The 15,638-nt window shown below is 72.1% G+C and carries 11 protein-coding genes; 2 read left to right on the top strand and 9 right to left on the bottom strand.

The genetic code is table 11. From position 1 onward, the window contains the following. Nucleotides 1-38: 38 nt before the first annotated feature. The 6 genes from EDD28_RS08700 to EDD28_RS08675 are packed head-to-tail and all read right to left on the bottom strand — an operon-like array spanning nt 39 to nt 6,369. Nucleotides 39-1,061: a BadF/BadG/BcrA/BcrD ATPase family protein gene (locus EDD28_RS08700; RefSeq protein WP_123739249.1), complete on the bottom strand. Its 1,023-nt coding sequence runs from the start codon at nt 1,059-1,061 to the stop codon at nt 39-41. Then, nucleotides 1,058-2,359 (bottom strand): family 4 glycosyl hydrolase, encoded by a 1,302-nt coding sequence (locus EDD28_RS08695; RefSeq protein WP_123739248.1) that lies wholly within the window; start codon nt 2,357-2,359, stop codon nt 1,058-1,060. The genes EDD28_RS08700 and EDD28_RS08695 overlap by 4 nt, the downstream gene beginning before the upstream one ends. 36 nt (nt 2,360-2,395) lie before the next feature. Next, nucleotides 2,396-3,199, bottom strand: a complete 804-nt coding sequence (locus EDD28_RS08690; protein ID WP_123739247.1) for a 6-phosphogluconolactonase — start codon at nt 3,197-3,199, stop codon at nt 2,396-2,398. 41 nt (nt 3,200-3,240) lie between these two features. After that, nucleotides 3,241-4,047, bottom strand: coding sequence for a carbohydrate ABC transporter permease (locus tag EDD28_RS08685; protein WP_123739246.1), 807 nt, complete (start codon nt 4,045-4,047; stop codon nt 3,241-3,243). A 2-nt stretch (nt 4,048-4,049) separates the two neighbouring features. Then, nucleotides 4,050-4,994 carry a carbohydrate ABC transporter permease gene (locus EDD28_RS08680; RefSeq protein ID WP_123739245.1) on the bottom strand — a complete coding sequence of 315 codons (945 nt, stop codon included), beginning with the start codon at nt 4,992-4,994 and terminating at the stop codon, nt 4,050-4,052. Nucleotides 4,995-4,998: 4 nt separating this feature from the next. Next, the gene (locus EDD28_RS08675) at nt 4,999-6,369 is read right to left on the bottom strand and encodes an ABC transporter substrate-binding protein (protein WP_170169406.1); all 1,371 of its coding nucleotides are present in this window, start codon (nt 6,367-6,369) and stop codon (nt 4,999-5,001) included. Between the two features lie 157 nt (nt 6,370-6,526). Between EDD28_RS08675 and EDD28_RS08670 the strand changes: the two genes are divergently transcribed. Continuing rightward, nucleotides 6,527-7,246 carry a GntR family transcriptional regulator gene (locus tag EDD28_RS08670; RefSeq protein WP_123739243.1) on the top strand — a complete coding sequence of 240 codons (720 nt, stop codon included), beginning with the start codon at nt 6,527-6,529 and terminating at the stop codon, nt 7,244-7,246. Between the two features lie 321 nt (nt 7,247-7,567). Further along, on the top strand, nt 7,568-8,977 hold the full coding sequence (locus EDD28_RS08665; RefSeq protein WP_123739242.1) for a helix-turn-helix transcriptional regulator: 1,410 nt from the start codon (nt 7,568-7,570) through the stop codon (nt 8,975-8,977). On the opposite strand, the gene EDD28_RS08660 is transcribed toward EDD28_RS08665, so the two are convergent. From EDD28_RS08660 to EDD28_RS08650, 3 genes are all read right to left on the bottom strand, one after another. Then, on the bottom strand, nt 8,971-9,903 hold the full coding sequence (locus tag EDD28_RS08660; RefSeq protein WP_123739241.1) for a class C sortase: 933 nt from the start codon (nt 9,901-9,903) through the stop codon (nt 8,971-8,973). The genes EDD28_RS08665 and EDD28_RS08660 overlap by 7 nt on opposite strands. 164 nt (nt 9,904-10,067) lie before the next feature. Then, on the bottom strand, nt 10,068-11,561 hold the full coding sequence (locus EDD28_RS08655) for a SpaH/EbpB family LPXTG-anchored major pilin (protein WP_123739240.1): 1,494 nt from the start codon (nt 11,559-11,561) through the stop codon (nt 10,068-10,070). A 55-nt stretch (nt 11,562-11,616) separates the two neighbouring features. Beyond that, nucleotides 11,617-15,270: an SdrD B-like domain-containing protein gene (locus tag EDD28_RS08650; RefSeq protein ID WP_148059579.1), complete on the bottom strand. Its 3,654-nt coding sequence runs from the start codon at nt 15,268-15,270 to the stop codon at nt 11,617-11,619. Nucleotides 15,271-15,638 lie beyond the last annotated feature (368 nt).

The following is a 15,638-nucleotide window of genomic DNA, read 5'->3' as shown; positions in this document are numbered from 1 at the left end:
GTCGGGGGGTGGGGCAGGGAGGGGAGCCGGAGGCCGGCTCAGGTCATCAGGAAGTCGCTCGGGTGGTCGTCCCGCACCCGGAGCAGCAGCTCGGGCCCGACATCGACGCCACCCTCGGCGAGCGCGTCGAGGACGGCCCCCAGGAGCGGGGACCCCCGCGAGGTCGTCACCGACGCCGCGGGGGCGACGCGCGCGAGCTCGGCCGTCAGCGCCTCGCGCATCGCCGGCTGCTCCGACGTCGCCACCGAGCCGTTGAGCAGGACGGGCAGCCGCCCGCTCGCGACGTCCTCGCCGACCCGCCGCGCGCACCACCGCGCATAGCTCACGAGCGCTGCGGCGTGGTCACCGACGATGCGCCGCGCGACCTCGTCCCCCTCGTCCGCCGCGGCCAGGACGAGTCGCGCGGCGCGCCAGAGGTCGGACTCCGGGCGAGCCCCGAACCGTCGGCTGAAGGCGTGCCGCAGCTCCCAGGCGTCCGGGACGTCGTAGAGCCGGCACATGGACTCCGTCAGTGCCGTCGCCGGAGCCAGCCCCATCCAGGCACGGCACACCGCCGCCATGGCGGCGGCTCCCAGACCCGAACCGCCGAGGTGGTCGAACACGAACATCCCCGAGCACTCCTCGCGGCCGTCCCGGGAGCGGGCCGCGATCGCCGGGCCCGTGCCGACCGTGATGGAGACCCCGACGCCCGTGCCGTCGATGAGCCGGAGCGAGGCGTAGCCGTCGTTCTTCATCGAGAACCGGCCGAGACCGGGAAGCCGCTCGCGGACATGCCCGGTCCAGTACTCCTCGTCCTCCGGGTAGTCGACGCCGGCGAGCCGGAAGGCGGCCGAGGAGAGGTCGGCGTCGCGCACCCCGGCCGCCGCCAGCGAGTCGTCGACCGCGCGGAAGACCGCCGTCAGGGCATCCTCGGGGCTCGGGGCGCCGTAGATGTCCCCGCAGCCCGCGCGCCCCCGGCCGAGGACGCGTCCCCCGCCGTCGACGAGGAGCGCCACCGTCTTGGAGTTGCCCGCGTCGACGGCGAGATGGAGCGAGCCGCTCCGGGCCGACGCCGTGCTCACCTGAGCAGCCGCTCGGGCAGGTAGGCGCGGTGGGCGTACGCCATCTCGTCGTAGAGCTCCTCGGCGACCGCGAGCGTCGGTACGAGCGGGTTCGCGACGAGCGCGCGGATGCCGTCGGCCCGCGTGCCTCGCCACGCCGCCTCGGCCGCGAGGTACTGGTACTCCGCAAGCTCCTGCACCAGGCCGCGGACGGCGTGGGGCAGCGGGAGCTGCGGCTCGGGGTGCACTCCCCGCGCGTCGACCGTGCACCACATCTCGACGACGACGTCCGGGTCGAACCCGGGCAGGGCACCACCGACGTTGGGCAGGTTCACCGGCAGGCGGGCACCCGTGTCGTTGTAGTGGGCGCTCATCACGTCGATGGCGAGCTCGAGCTCGTGGATGCCCCCGCGGGAGCGCTCGGGGTCCAGCTCCGGCACCTCCTGCGCCGCCTGCTCCTCGTAGTGCTCCCAGTACCCCGGCAAGGCTGCCAGCAGGTCCTCGGCCCGGGTGGTCCTGCGTCCGCGGAGCTCGCGCAGCATCTCCTCGCCGAAGTAGTAGTGCTCGAAGTAGTCGCTCGGGACCGACCTCATGGCCACCGCGAGCTTGAGCATCCGCCAGGCGTGGGTGTCCAGCGTCGGGTCGTCGCGCCGCGCCTCCCACGCCTCGTCGAGCAGGGGCATGAGGTCGCGGCCCTCGTAGGTGTGCGAGACCGACCAGCAGTTGTGGTTCACGCCGGCCATGACGACATCGGCCTTCTCCGGGTCGAGACCGGCGGCGCGCAGGACGGTGTGGGGGAACGTGATCGGTCCCTCGCACATCGACCAGATCGTGCGGTCGGTGAAGCGGGAGACCGCCTGGGAGACGATGTTCACCGGGTTCGTGTAGTTGAAGATGATCGCTCCCGGGGCGACCTCGTCGAGGTCGCGCACGATGTCCTCGTAGATGTGGATCGAGCGCATCGCCATGAAGAAGCCGCCGGGGCCCTGCGTCTCCTGGCCGATGACACCGTGCTTGAGGGGGATCCGCTCGTCGAGGGCGCGCGCCGCGAAGTCACCGGGCCGGAAGCTCGAGAGGACGGCGTCGCAGTCCGTGAGCGCCGCACGCCGGTCGGTCGTCGAGGTGATGGTGATGTCGAGACCCTTGGCGCGGGCGATGCGGTTGCCGATCGTCTCGACCGCGGCCAGCCGCTCCGGGTTCGTGTCCTGGATGACGACCTCGGAGCCGTCGAACTCCTCCCCGTGGTGCAGGAGCGAGGCGATGGTGCCGGCGCCGCGGGACGAGCCGCCGCCGATGTAGACGAGCTTGATGCGTGCCATGTTCTGGGTGTGCCTTTCGTGGGACGGGGACGGAGGTCAGGACGGGAGGCTGGCCGAGGGCCAGGACGAGGCGGCGGCTCGGTCCGCGTAGATGGTGGCGTCGCGGCACTCGGCGACGATGGTCGCGGGCCAGTCCGGCTCGTACCCGTCCGCCGCGACCAGTCGCCGGAACGCGTCGCGCTTGTGCTCCCCGCAGACCAGCATCGCGACCTCTCGGGAGAGCGAGGCGATGGTGTCGATCCCCACGGTGACCCCGCGCGTCGGCACCATGGAGAGCTCCGTGAACTCCGGGAAGGTCCCCATGTTGTCGCGGCGCGTCGCCTCGCCGAGGCGCACGACGTGGGTCCCGGCCGCGCGCGGCGTCCCCGGCTGGTTGAACGCGATGTGGCCGTCGCTCGCACCCGATGCGAGCAGGAAGAGATCGATGCCGCCGGCCGCGGCGATCCGGTCGTCGTACGCCGCCGGGTCGGCGGGGTCCGGTGCCCAGATCTCCGTGGGTGCCGTCGTCCCGGCCGAGGCGCAGGCGCGCTCGATCGGGGCGAGGATCTCCCGCTGGGCGAACCCGACGCACGAGAACGACCGGTCGACGTCGACCCGGACGGGGTGGTCATCGGCACCCGTCAGGTAGTCGTCCATGAGGACGACGACGACACTCGACAGGTCGGCGCCCGTCCGGGCCGCTCGCGCCAGGCTCTGGTAGACCGGCAGCGCCGAGCGTCCGCTGGGACAGCCGAGCAGGAACGGGCGGTCGCCCGCCTCGTCGAGGCGTCGGAGGACGACGCCGGCGACTGAGGCGCCGACCGCATCGGCGTCGGGCAGCACGACGGGTGTCAGGGACATGGGAGCTCCTTGGGGAGGGACAGGTGTCGGTGCGCCATCGCCTACTCCTTCACTGCCCCGCTGAGCATTCCGGAGATGAATCGACGCTGGAAGACGACGTAGAGGATCAGGACCGGTGCGGCGACGATGATCCCGCCGGCGGCCATGAGGTTGATCTGGGTGACGTAGCGCCCCTGGAACACGCCGAGGGCGACCGTCGCGGTGAGGTTGTCCCCGTGGAGGAAGACGAGGGAGAGGAAGTAGTCGTTCCAGGTCCACATGAAGGTCAGCAGCACGAGCGTGTAGATCGCCGGCTTCACGATCGGGACCGCGATCGAGCGCAGGAGCTGGAGGGGGTTCGCGCCGTCGATCTCGGCGGACTCGAAGACGGAGCGCGGCAGCGTCCGGAACGCCGCCCGCATCCAGAAGACGCCGAACGGGATCCCCATGCCGACGTGGATGAGGATGACCCCGGGAAGGGAGTCGGTCAGCCCGAGCGCCCGGAACTGGTAGTAGAGCGGGACGATGATGGCCTCGAGCGAGACCATCATCCCGAGCAGGACGACGGGGAAGAGCACCCGCTCCCCGACCAGCCCGAGCACGCCGAACGCGTACCCGTTGAGGACCGCGAGGAGCACGGCGAGGACGACGACGGTCGCCGTGATGGCGAAGGAGACCAGCATCGAGCGGGAGAAGCTCGCGTCGTTCCAGGCCGTGACGAAGTTGTCCCAGCGAAGGTCGGTCGAGGGTCGGCCGGCACGGTCGGGGCTGAGCGCGGCCGCGACGAACGTCGCGACCGGCCAGAGGACGACCAGCGCGAGCACGCCGAGGATGGCGTAGCTCCAGATCCTCTCGGCACGTCGTCCCATGATCACTCCCTCTCCGAGATGCGCGTCACGACGACGGCGATGACGAGGCACAGGACCGCCATGACCACGCCGATCGCCGCCGCCTGCCCGACGTCAGGGTTGACGAAGGCCGCCTTGTACAGCGCGATCGCCGGGGTCTGGGTCGCGGTCCCCGGCCCGCCCCTCGTCGTGATCCAGACCAGGTCGAACGTGCGCAGGGCGGCCGTGACGGTCAGGGTGATCGCCACGGCGAGCTGACCCCGCAGCCCCGGCACCGTGACCGAGAAGAACTCTCGGACCGGCCCGGCGCCGTCGACGCGGGCCGCCTCGTACAGCTCGGGCGAGATCGCCGAGACCCCCGAGATGAAGAGCACCATGCAGAAGCCGAACGTGATCCAGGTGCCGATCAGCCCCAGCGCCGGCAGCGCCCAGGTGAAGTCGCCGAGCCAGTTGCGCGTGAGCGCGTCGAGGCCGAGCGCCCGCAGCGTCTCGTTCACCGGCCCCTCCGGCGCGTACATCCGCTTGAACACGAGGGCGATGACGACGCTCGTCAGCACCTGCGGGAGGAAGTAGATCCACCGGAAGACGGCCCCGCCCCTCGACCGCGACCGCGTGATGACGGCTGCCGCGAGCAGGCCGAGGGCGATCGGGATGGCCGAGAAGAAGATCAGCAGGACCAGGACGTGGCCCAGCGTGGCGCTCAGCACCGGGTCGGTGAAGAAGTTCAGGTAGTTCCGCAACCCCACCCAGGTCGAGGAGGCGGACGTCCCGTTCCACGAGTAGAACGAGTACTGGATCGACTGGACAAGGGGCCACAGCACGACGACCGCGTAGACGGCCAGGCCGGGAGCGGCCAGGAGCAGGCCGATGCGTCGCCGCCGTCGCGCGGCGGGGGAGCCGCCGGCCCGTGCCGACGGGTGCGCGGTGGCCCCGTCGGCAAGGGCGGCGGTCGCGGCCGCGTTCGACATCGGTTCAGGACCCCAGCTGGGCGAGGAACGCATCGCGGTCGGCGTCGACCGCCGCGGTGAGGTCCTCGGGCGCCACGCGGCCGGCCAGCATGAGCTGGAGGTTCTGCGAGACGGTGTCAAGCATCGTGGGGCTGGACCAGTCGAAGTAGGGGACGTAGCCGTCGTCGGCGTTGAGCGACGCGGCCGCGGTGATCTCCTCGTTGAGGCTGCGACCGGTGGACGGGGTGTCCAGGTCGTTGTGCAGCATCGGGACCATGCCGAGATCGATGGCCGCCTGCGCGGACTCCTCCGACATCAGGAAGTCGAGGAACGCCGCGGCGACGTCCGGGTGCTCGGTCTTGCTGGCGATCACCATCGCGGCCGGTGCCGCCCCGACGCCGACGGTGCCCGAACCCGACTCCTGCGGGAGCTGGATGTAGCCGAACTCGTCGAGCTGGTCGCCGGTCAGCCCCAGGGTCCCCGTGTAGTCGAACCGGAAGACGCCGTCGCCGTCGAGGAAGCTGGCGAGCGTCGTCTGCGAGTCGAGCCCCTCGAAGTCGGGGCTGAGCCAGCCGTTGTCGGCCCACGTCACCATCGTGGCCGCCGCCTCGGTCAGCTTGGACTGCGCCGCCGTGACGTCGGGGTCACCGTAGATGAAGTCGTTGATGTCCGTCGCGGTGCCGAAGACCGCCTGGAGCGAGAAGAGCATGGCCGTGTTGCCGTCGAGACCGCTGTAGCTGAACGGCACCTCACCGGCCGCGGCGGCCGCGGCGGCGGCCGCCTCCAGCTCCGGGAGCGTCGTCGGGACGTCGAGGCCGAGCGCCTCGAGCTTCCCGACGTTGTAGTACAGGCCCGTGAGGGTCGCGCGCGCCACCGGCGTCGCGAACCACGAGCCCTCGCCGATGGCGGAGAAGTCCGTCGTGAACTGGTTCTGCCGCGCGATCGTGTTCGGGACGGACTCGTTCCATCCGTAGAGCTCGGCGTACGGGTCGAGGTTGAGCACGAGGTTGGCCTCGGCGAGCGTGCCGAGGGACTGCCACCCGTTGTTCGCGGACGCGATGTCCGGCCCGGAGGCGTCCTGCAGCTGCAGGTTGAGCGTCGAGACGAGCTGCGTCCACTCCTCCTGGGTCCGCTTGATCGTCACGTTCGGGTACAGGTCCTCGAACGCCGCGATCCGGTTGTCGATCCACTCGCCCTCGGCCGACTTCCAGAAGTCCGAGAGCTTGAGCGTCACGTCGCCGGCGGCGGCGACGTCCGTCGAGACGTCCGACGGCGCCGTCGACGTCGTCGCGCCGGAGCCACCGCCCCCGGGGGCGCAGGCGGCGAGGCCGAGGACCAGGGCCGCACATGCGACGGTTCCTACGCGGTGGATCGAACGGTTCTTCTGTGCCTTCATCATCACTCCGGTGTGCGCGTTGGGCTGTCCCGACAGGGCGTGTCGAGGCCGACTGACCTGACGGACCAGACGGTAGTCCCAATTAGCCCAGTTAGTCCAGTTTTAGACCAGTAGAGCATCTGGTTAGCCCAAGTCGTGCAACTGGTATGGTTCCGCCATGACGATCTCCGGAGCCGCGGACCGCGCGTACGCCGCCCTCCTCCACGACCTCGACGTCGGCCGGCTCGCCTCCGGATCACGGCTGCCGGGCGAGCGCGACCTCGCGGCACAGCTCGGCGTCAGCCGCGCGACGCTGCGGGTCGCCCTGGGGCGCCTCGAGACCGAGGGCCGCGTGCAGCGATCGGCGCAGCGCGGCTGGTTCGTCCCGCGCCACGTGCTCGGAGAGGCGCCGAGCACGCTGCAGTCGTTCACGGAGATGGCCCGCGCCAGGGGCCTGCGTCCCACGGCGACCGTGCTGCGCCAGGAGGTCCGGCCGGCCACGATGTCGGAGGCGGAGCGCCTGCGCGTCGCGCCGGCGTCCCCGGTCATCCAGATCGACCGGTTGCGCGGGATGGACGGGACCCCCGTCTGCTTCGACGTCGTCGTGCTGCCGGAGCACCGCGCGGCTCCCCTGCTGACGATCGACCTCACCGACGCCTCGCTCTACGAGGTGCTCCAGGACGCCTGCGACATCACGATCCACCGCAGCGCCTACACGCTCATGGCGATGGTCGCCGACGCGGAGATCTCGCGCCTGCTCGACATGTCGCCGAACGCACCCATCCTCGTCGGCGACGAGGTGGCGTTCACCGCCGACGGCACCCCGGTCCTCCTCGGCCACAACCGCTACCGGGGCGACGCCTACCGGTTCGAGGCCGACCTGTTCCGACGGGCCTGATCAGCGCCGGGTCACGGCCGGGACCCGGTCGGGCCGGGCTGGACCGACGGCGTGGCGATGCCCACGCCGGGCGGAGCGCACCGCGGAGGACCGGTCATTGAAGCTTCACCGATCTCCCCTCGCGATCGAGACGCGCTCCTGTAGAATCTGACACGGTCGCGGGGGGCCGATCAGCTAGAGGTGGTCCTCGTGTCGTTCGACTCGCATCTTCTGGATTCTCCCCCTCCCCCGGCAACACCTCGAAGCGACACCGCAGCCGCAACCGGGAGGCCCCGGCAGAGGGACGACTTCCTCGCGTCACTCGCGCGCGCCGCCGTGCGGGTGGTCCAGTCGTCCCTGCGCGGCGGGACCTACCCGTCGATGCGCGACTTCGACACCCTGCGGGCCGCCGACCTCGCGACCCTCGCCGCGCTCGACCACGGCGACCGGCGCCTGGTCTCGGCCGGCGTGATCATGGCGCGGGTCCGCGTCGACGACGCGAACGACGTCGAGGCCGCGCTGGCGATCGCGACCGAGCTGCGGCTCGCCGGTCCCGACCCGCGGGACCTCACCCTCGATCTCGAGACCCGCCTCGCCCTGGAGGCCGCGCTCACCGAGGCCTACCTGGCGGCGGGGGTCCCGGTCGAGGCGGTCATGCACGCGCAGCGCCTGCTGGCCCACCTCCCGACGGTCGCCGCCGACCCGCGCTGGCGCGCTCGCGCCCTCGCCTGCGCCGCCGCCGCCTACGCGCTCGACGGGCAGCCCGACGTGGCGGAGCACTACCTCGGCGAGGTGGCCGCCGTCGGGGCGCTCGAGGGATGGGACCCGGACGAGACGGACTACATGTCGGCGGTCGCCGGGCTGCTCCTGGCCTTCGCCGACATCGACCTCCCCCGGAGCTCGCGGATCACGGCCGCCCTGGCGATCCTCGCCGAGCGCGAGCCGTCGGCGCGCTCGCTCCTGCTGCTGGCCCGGACGGTCGAGGCCGTCAACGCCCACCGGATGGACGACGCGCTCGGCCTCGTCCAGCGCGTCTTCCAGGGATCCATCCAGCCGAGCGGGCCGAGCCTCGTCCGGGGCCTCGCCCACATCATGCACAGCATGCTCCTGATCGCGCGCGGCTCACCCCAGCAGGCGCTCGCGCTGCTCCGCGACACCGCGCCCAGCGCCAACCACCTCATCTGCCCGGGCTACGCGCGCGCGTCGGCCTACCTGCAGATGCGCGAGTACCGCTGCGTCCTCACGGCGACAGCTCCGTGCCTGCGGGTCCGCGCCGAGCACAGCTGGTGGACGTACACCTCGCTGCTGCTGCGTCGCGCCGTCGCGAACCTGCGCCTCGGCCACCACCGGGCTGCGCTCGACGACGCGGTCGAGGCGATGACGATCGCCGGCGGCATCGACCCCGTCGCCGCGCTCTTCCTCATGCCGCCGGAGGACCTGCGAGCCCTCGGCCTGCTCATCGCGCGGCGGCGCCCCCGGCTCATCCCCCAGCTGCGCTACATCCAGACGCGGATGGCCGCGGTGCCGCCGACCCTCCCGCCGATCATCCTGCTGCCCGTGCTGTCGCAGCGGGAGCGGGTGGTCGCGCACCTGCTGCGCGGCACCCTGAGCTACCCGCAGATCGCGCGCGAGCTGAGCGTCTCGACCAGCACCGTGAAGTCCCAGGCCATCGCCATCTTCCGCAAGCTCGGCGTCGCGTCGCGCGAGGAGGCGGTGCTCACCCTCGAGCGCGGCGGCTTCTACGACTACTGAGGCCGGCGGTCGCGGCGCCCGGTGACGGCGGCACCGCGACCGGGGCGACCCGACGACCAGTACCAGGTCCCCGTCGCGGCCACGCCGCCCGCGAGGATCACGAGCCACCACGGGAAGCCGGGGACGTCGGGGCGCCGGCCGGCGTCCGCCAGGTACTCCGCCGGGGTCGGGGACGTGCGCTCACCCGTGACGAGGATGCGGTGGGTGTTGAGGCCGAGGGGGGTGCACGTCACGAGCGTCAGGAGGTCGCGGCCGGGGACCGGCCTGATCTCGGTGGTCTCGTCGGGGTCGATGACGCGGATGTCGTCCACGACGTAGGTCAGGACGTCGCCGAACACCTCGACGACCATCACGTCGCCGAGCTCGATCCGGTCGAGGTTGCTGAACATGGTGGCCGTGGCCAGCCCGCGGTGGCCCGTCAGGACCGAGCGGGTGCCGTCGCCGCCGACGGGGAGTGCGGTGCCCTCGAGGTGGCCGACGCCCCTGAGGAGCGTCGCATCGCTCGTGCCGTGGTAGACGGGCAGGTCGAGCCCGATCGCCGGGACCTTGAGCCTCGCCATCATCCCGGTGGCCGGGTTGACGAGCAGCGACTCGTAGTCGAGCCCGCCCACGCCGTCGGCCGTCCCCTCGGCGACGTTGCTGCCGGCCTCGTACCGCGCGGCACCGTCGAGGGTCTGGTTGTAGGCGCGAGCCGCCGCGAGCTGACGCTGCGCCTCCTCGTACCCGCTCATCGCGTCGGCGCGCGCCTGGTCGACGATCACGTTCGACTGGTTGTGCTGCGCGACCCAGGCCGCGGCGTGCGGGTAGACCAGCGCCCCCAGTCCGGCGAGCGTGAACAGCGCGACGAGGAGGTTGACGAGGCTGAACCGCCACCGCGGCCGCGTCGAACGGTGGGACGGCGCGCGTCCGCGGACCTGCACGGTCATCCGGCCCCTCCTCCGCTCGTCCCTCGTCGTCGTCTGTGTCTCTCGCCCGATCCCGGTCGCCGTCGGCGGCCCCGGTGCAGCGGGGCCCGGGAGGACGGGGAGCACTGGCTCCCCACCCTCCCGGGCGCCCGGTCCGGCCGCGCGGGCGCGCGGCCGGACCGCCGTCAGGACTGCTGACGCGCCTCCCGGCGACGCCGTGCCAGCACGAGGCCCAGCGCCGTCAGGATGAGCGCGGTCCCCCCGATGGTCAGCAGGAGCCGGCCGTTGGACCCGGTGATCGGGAGCCCCGGAAGGTCACCCTCGTCCGCGCCCATCTGCGTGTTGACGAGCGTCGTGGAGGCACCCTCGCCGGACACCGTCAGCAGGGAGCCGGTCGTCTGGCCCTTGTACCCGGCCGGGACGGTCGTCTCGTAGACGCAGTAGGCGCCCTCGGCCAGGACGATCTCGGGGGTGCTCCCGTCGGCCGCCGACACGAACGGCGCGGCGCCCGTGTCGACCGTCGCGAGCGTCGCGTCGGCCTCGGCGGCCGCGACGTCGGCCGGGCACGTGGTCAGCCCGTCCCTGGTGAAGAGCGTGAAGCCGGCGCCGGCCAGCGGCACGGTCGACGCCGCACCCCGGTTCTGCGCCTCCTTGACGACGTGGGCGCCGGAGAAGAAGCTCTCGGGGTCCACGACCTCGACGTCGGAGCCGACACCGTTGATCGTGATGGTCGCCGTGTTGGCGGTCGTGCCGGTCGCCGACGCGTCAGCGGCGATGGTGAGCACCACGGAGCCGCCGACGTTGGCGTCGAGCAGGGCGAGGCCCTGGGGGGAGGCGAACGTCAGCGTCACCAGACCGCCGCTCTCGGTCAGCGTGTAGTCGCCGGGGCTGGCGATGGCGACCTCGTCGCCGTCGGGGTCCAGGAGGACGACCGAGGCCCCCGTGTAGGTGAGCGCGCCGCTGAGCTGGTCCTCGACCTGGAGCTGCGTGTAGCTCTTGGGGGACGGGGGCGTCGTCGTCTCGTCGAGACCGAGGTTGTTGATCGGCACGGTGACGTCGAACGTCACCTTGCCCCCGACGATGGTGCCGTTCTTGGTCGCGCCGGAGCCCGCGAGGACGTTCTTCGGGTAGAGGTGCGGGTGGTAGTTCCAGGCGTCGCCCGTCCCGTTGCCGGGGAACGGGACGGTCACCAGCGTCGGCTGCATCGTGTAGATCGCGTCGGCGGGCGGCGTCGACTCGTACACGACGTACGCCCGGTCGGCGGGCAGAGCCGGGGACGGCGCGGCGCCGTCGGCGTCCGTGAGGACCTCGGCCCCGCACGTGGTCGTCAGCGTGGTCGCCGGCGCCTCGGTCACGACGAGGTCGCCCCCGGCGTCCACCGTCGCGGTGATGTCCTTGAGCCGGTCCCAGTCGGAGGCGACCGAGAGGTCGACGTCGTCGATGACGCAGAACCGGAAGCCGACACCGGCCAGCGCGGTCGCGTCCGACGGAACGGTCAGCTCGGAGCCGTCCGCCTCCCCCAGGTCGCCGCTGAGCGGCTGCTCGAACTTGTGGACGGTGATCGTGCCCGTGCCCCCGCTGCCCGGCGCCGCGAAGGCCGGGAGTGCAACGCCGACTGCGGCGATGCTCAGGAGCGCGGATACGCCCGTGATGGCGGCGATCCTGCTCGTGGTGGTCATGCTGTTCCTCTTCTTTCTCTGGTGAAGCTGGTGCGATCGGTTGGGACGACGCCGGTCAGGACGACGCCGGGGTGCCCCGGCGTCGGGGTGAGCGCCGCGCGAGGAGGAGCCCGGCGGCCGCGGCGAGCCCGACGCCGCCGACGGCGACGAACACCCACGAGCCGAGCCCGCCGGTGAGCGGCAGGCTGGGCATCTCGGCCGGCGCCGCGGCGACGACCCGGAACACCTCGTGCTCCCCCGGGGTCACCACGAGCGCCGCGAGCTGCGCGGCGGTGAGGGTCGTCCAGCAGTCCGCGGTCGCCGTCAGCGGTGCGGTCGCGAACGCGGCGCACGTCGGATCGCTCAGGTCGAGCCGCTCAACGCCGACGAGCGACGTCCCCGCGGGGACGCTCGCCGTGGCGGCGAAGGTGCCCGGCCGCGCGCGGAGCGTCGCCGAGGCGTCGGTCAGGCTGACGTCGTGCTCCGAGCCGGCGTCCGCCGCGAGATCGAGGCCCCAGCCGGTCCCCGGCGAGGCGGAGCCGGCCAGCACGGGGACGATCGTGACCTCGGCGGCTGTGTTGGTGAGCACGCACGAGATCGCGCGCGTCGCCGGGTCCGGCGTGATCGTGCCGGCCACCGGGTCGAAGACGCCGGCCGAGAGCTCACCGCCGTCGCCGTCGGCACAGACCAGGTCGGTCGGCACGTAGGTGCCGGCGTCCGCCGGCGCTCCGGCCACCAGACGCTCCTCGATCGTGTAGACCACGCCGCGCTCGATCCGCTGGGGGCTCCCGCTGATGACGGTCGCGGTGCCGTCCGGGTCGACGGCCGTGATCTCCCACGCGCTCGACGGCGTCGTCGGGGAGGTCGTGCCGTTGGCGATCGCGCCGAGCTCCTTGGTGGCCTCGAGCGTGATCGGGTACTCGGTCCGGACCCGGAGCGTGAGGTCGTTGCGCAGCGACCACAGCGAGCTCGGGACGGTGATCCGGCCCGTGGCGGTGTCGTAGGTCGCCGAGCCGACGACCGCTCCGCCGAGGTCGAGCAGGTCGATCGCTCCGCGCACCTCGACGCCGGCGGGTGCCGAGAACGTCAGACCGGTGGCGCTGGCCGTCGACGTGATCGCGTGCGAGCTGAAGGTGACCGCGGCGCCGTCGGCGGCCACCGTCCCGCTGGAGGCCGTCGCGCTGGGCGCGACGCTGCTCACGTTGCTGATGCCGGTGAACGAGTAGGCCCCGGGCGCGCCCTCGACCTGGACGTGCAGCACGGCGCTCGCCAGCCGCACGCGGTAGTCCTCGACCTCGCCGTCGACGACCCAGTCGCTGGTCCGCGACGCCGCCGACCCCCAGGCCGGGGCGTAGGGTCCGGCCGCGGTCGGGGCGTCGTTGTAGGAGGCGCCGCCGATCGCGTTGCTCGTGCTGGTCGCGCCGACCCGCAGGAAGGCGTCGTTCAGCGTGACCGCCGGGGTCGCCGGGACGGCGACGGTGAGCTGGCCGGGACCCGAGCGCGACGCCGAGGTCGTCGTCGGGAAGGTGTTGGCGTTGCGGTTCGAGAGCCAGGCCCGCACCGTCGCGAGCGCGGCGCGGTCACCCTGGACCGCCGCGTCGAACGTGTAGCTGTTGCCGAGCGCGAAGATCCAGCTCTCGACCGGCAGCCGCTCCGACCCGCGCACGACGGTCACGCCGTCGTCCGTCGCCGCGTGCCCGTTGTCCGTCCGACCATCGGTGTACCAGCCCATCTGGGAGCCGAGCCGGACGGGCGGCTCGTCCCCCGCGTTGCCCACCTGGACGTGCCGGGGACCGTTCTGCGCCGCCTGCGTGTTGAACGTCGTGGCCGAGTTCCCGGCGTCGCCCCACGACCCGGCCGCGCTGATGCCGACGTCGATCGTCGTGACGTCCTGCGCCGTCACGACGTCGTAGCGCGCCGACATCGGCATCTGCGACGGCGAGAGCGTCTGCGAGCCGTCGGTCGCGCCGAGGACCTGACGCGGCTGGTCGACGTAGGAGCCGGAGGCGAGGCGCGTCGGCGCGGTGCCCTCGGCCACGTCGACGCCGTAGCTCTGCGGCTGGACCGTGTTCTGCCCGCACAGCGAGGAGCCGACGACGCCGGTCTGCGCCGCGTTCACCTTCGCGCCGCCGACGCTCAGCTGCGGCTGGACGACGCGCACCGTGTAGCTCGTGGTCCCGGAGGGCGTCGGCATGAGGAACGAGTACTCGCCGCTGGCGTTCGTCCGCTGCTCGCCGCGGACCGTCCCCGAGGCGTCGTACACCTGGACGAGCTGGTCGGCGACGCCGACGTCCCCCGCGTCCCGGACGCCGTTGCGATCGACGTCCTGGAAGATCGTCCCGTTGAGGACCGCGACCGACTCGGCCGAGGCGAGGTCGAAGATGTGGCTGGTGGCCGAGCCGGGCAGCCGCCGGGTCCACCCGGTCATCGGGTCGACCTCCGTCATGCTGAACAGGTCGCCCCAGGCGCCGCCGAGGTAGAGCTTGCCGCCCCAGAACGCCATGCCCCAGATGTCGGCACCGTAGACGGGCGTGTACGTGCTCGTCCCGGCCCTGACCCACAGCGGTGTCACACCGGAGTAGACCCAGCCCCCGCCGGTCCGCGGCTCGACCTTGACGAGCCACTTCGTCGTCTGGTTCGCCCCCGTGCCTGGGTTGGGCGTGCTGTACCCGTCCGAGACGATGTAGAAGCTGCCCTCGCCGTCGATCGCCATGTCGGAGGCGGGCATCGTGCCGCCGAACCGCGCCTGGTCGGCGGCGGTCTTCGGCTGCAGCACCCCGGACTCCGCGTAGTCGCCCGTGACCGGGTCGAAGATCATCAGCCGGAACGTCCCGCCGATCGTCGAGTCCTCACCGCCGGAGAGGTACAGGCGACCGGTCTGCTGGTCGACCTCGCCCCCCGACCAGTACCGGTAGGCCGCCGACGTCGGGAGCGGGACGAACAGGATTCTCTCGGGCTTGGTGTTGGTCGTCAGCGCCCGGTCCGAGTTGTTCAGGACGACCGAGATCGAGATCGCGACGCTGGCCGACGTCGGGTCGGTCGGCCGCGGGATGCTGACCTGGTCGGCCGCGATCGGGTCGTACCCCCAGTCCCAGAAGTAGCTCCGGCCCGTGCGCTCGCCCTGGTGACCGCCGCCGTCCATCGCCATCGTGGAGAGCATCTCGGCGCCGCCGCCCCAGCTCCCGGACCCGGTCAGCCCCGTGATCCCGGGGACGCCGCCGGTGAAGAAGCCGGGGACGTTCGTGACGTCGACCTCGGCGACCGGTGTCGTGCTGTAGCTCGTGAGCGTGCTCGCGTAGAGCTTCGACGGGTCGAGGACGATGTTCGCCGAGCGCTGGGCGCCGATGTAGTCGCCGACGTACGGCGTCGTCGGCGTCGGTCCGAAGTGCTTGTCGAGCGGCACCTGGGCGAGGCACTGACCGGTGCGGGCGGCCGACGATGCTCGCGAGAGCTCCAGCGACGGCAGGGTCGGCGCCTCGGCCGGGCAGGCGGACGGTCCCGTCTGCTCCCCCGGGGTCTCGACGGTGGGAGTCGATGCGGCGTCAGCGGTCGGCGACGCGTCCTCGGCCGGGAGGACCGGGCCGCCGACGTCGGAACCGTGTGTTTCCGCGACGGCGGGAAGGGCGAAAAGCCCACTGCCCGCGAGGAATCCACCGGCCGCGATCAGCAGCACCCAGCGCCGGGGCCGACGGGAGTCGACCCCGGCCCTTCGAGACCTATTCGTCGCCACGCCCGTGACCTTCCCCTGCTTCGCATTGTCGCGTCATTCGCAACACGTTCGCAAAAGCCCGGCACGACGGATCCTCGAGCGGGCACCGAAATGACGCTACCCGTGCGTCCTGGCTGCTGGTGGGCACACGGAGATATTTCCACCCGTTTTTCAACCGGCCGACCCGACAACCTGAGCGATCCCTTGGATTTCAACCCGAGAATCAACCGTTCGTGTGACTCGCAACACTATCCGAGAAATTCGGCCCGTTTTTCGACCGACCCGCTCACCAAATCTTCGCAGGCAGCACATGAGCCGCGCTTACGATGAATATGGAGGCGGCCCCCCTCGCCTCCCATCACCCGGCACGTCGGCTGCTTCTGTTCGCA

The organism is Salana multivorans (assembly GCF_003751805.1).
GTDB lineage: Bacteria > Actinomycetota > Actinomycetes > Actinomycetales > Beutenbergiaceae > Salana > Salana multivorans.
Note: the sequence above shows the minus strand (reverse complement) of the source record. Positions and strands in the feature narration are given on the sequence as shown.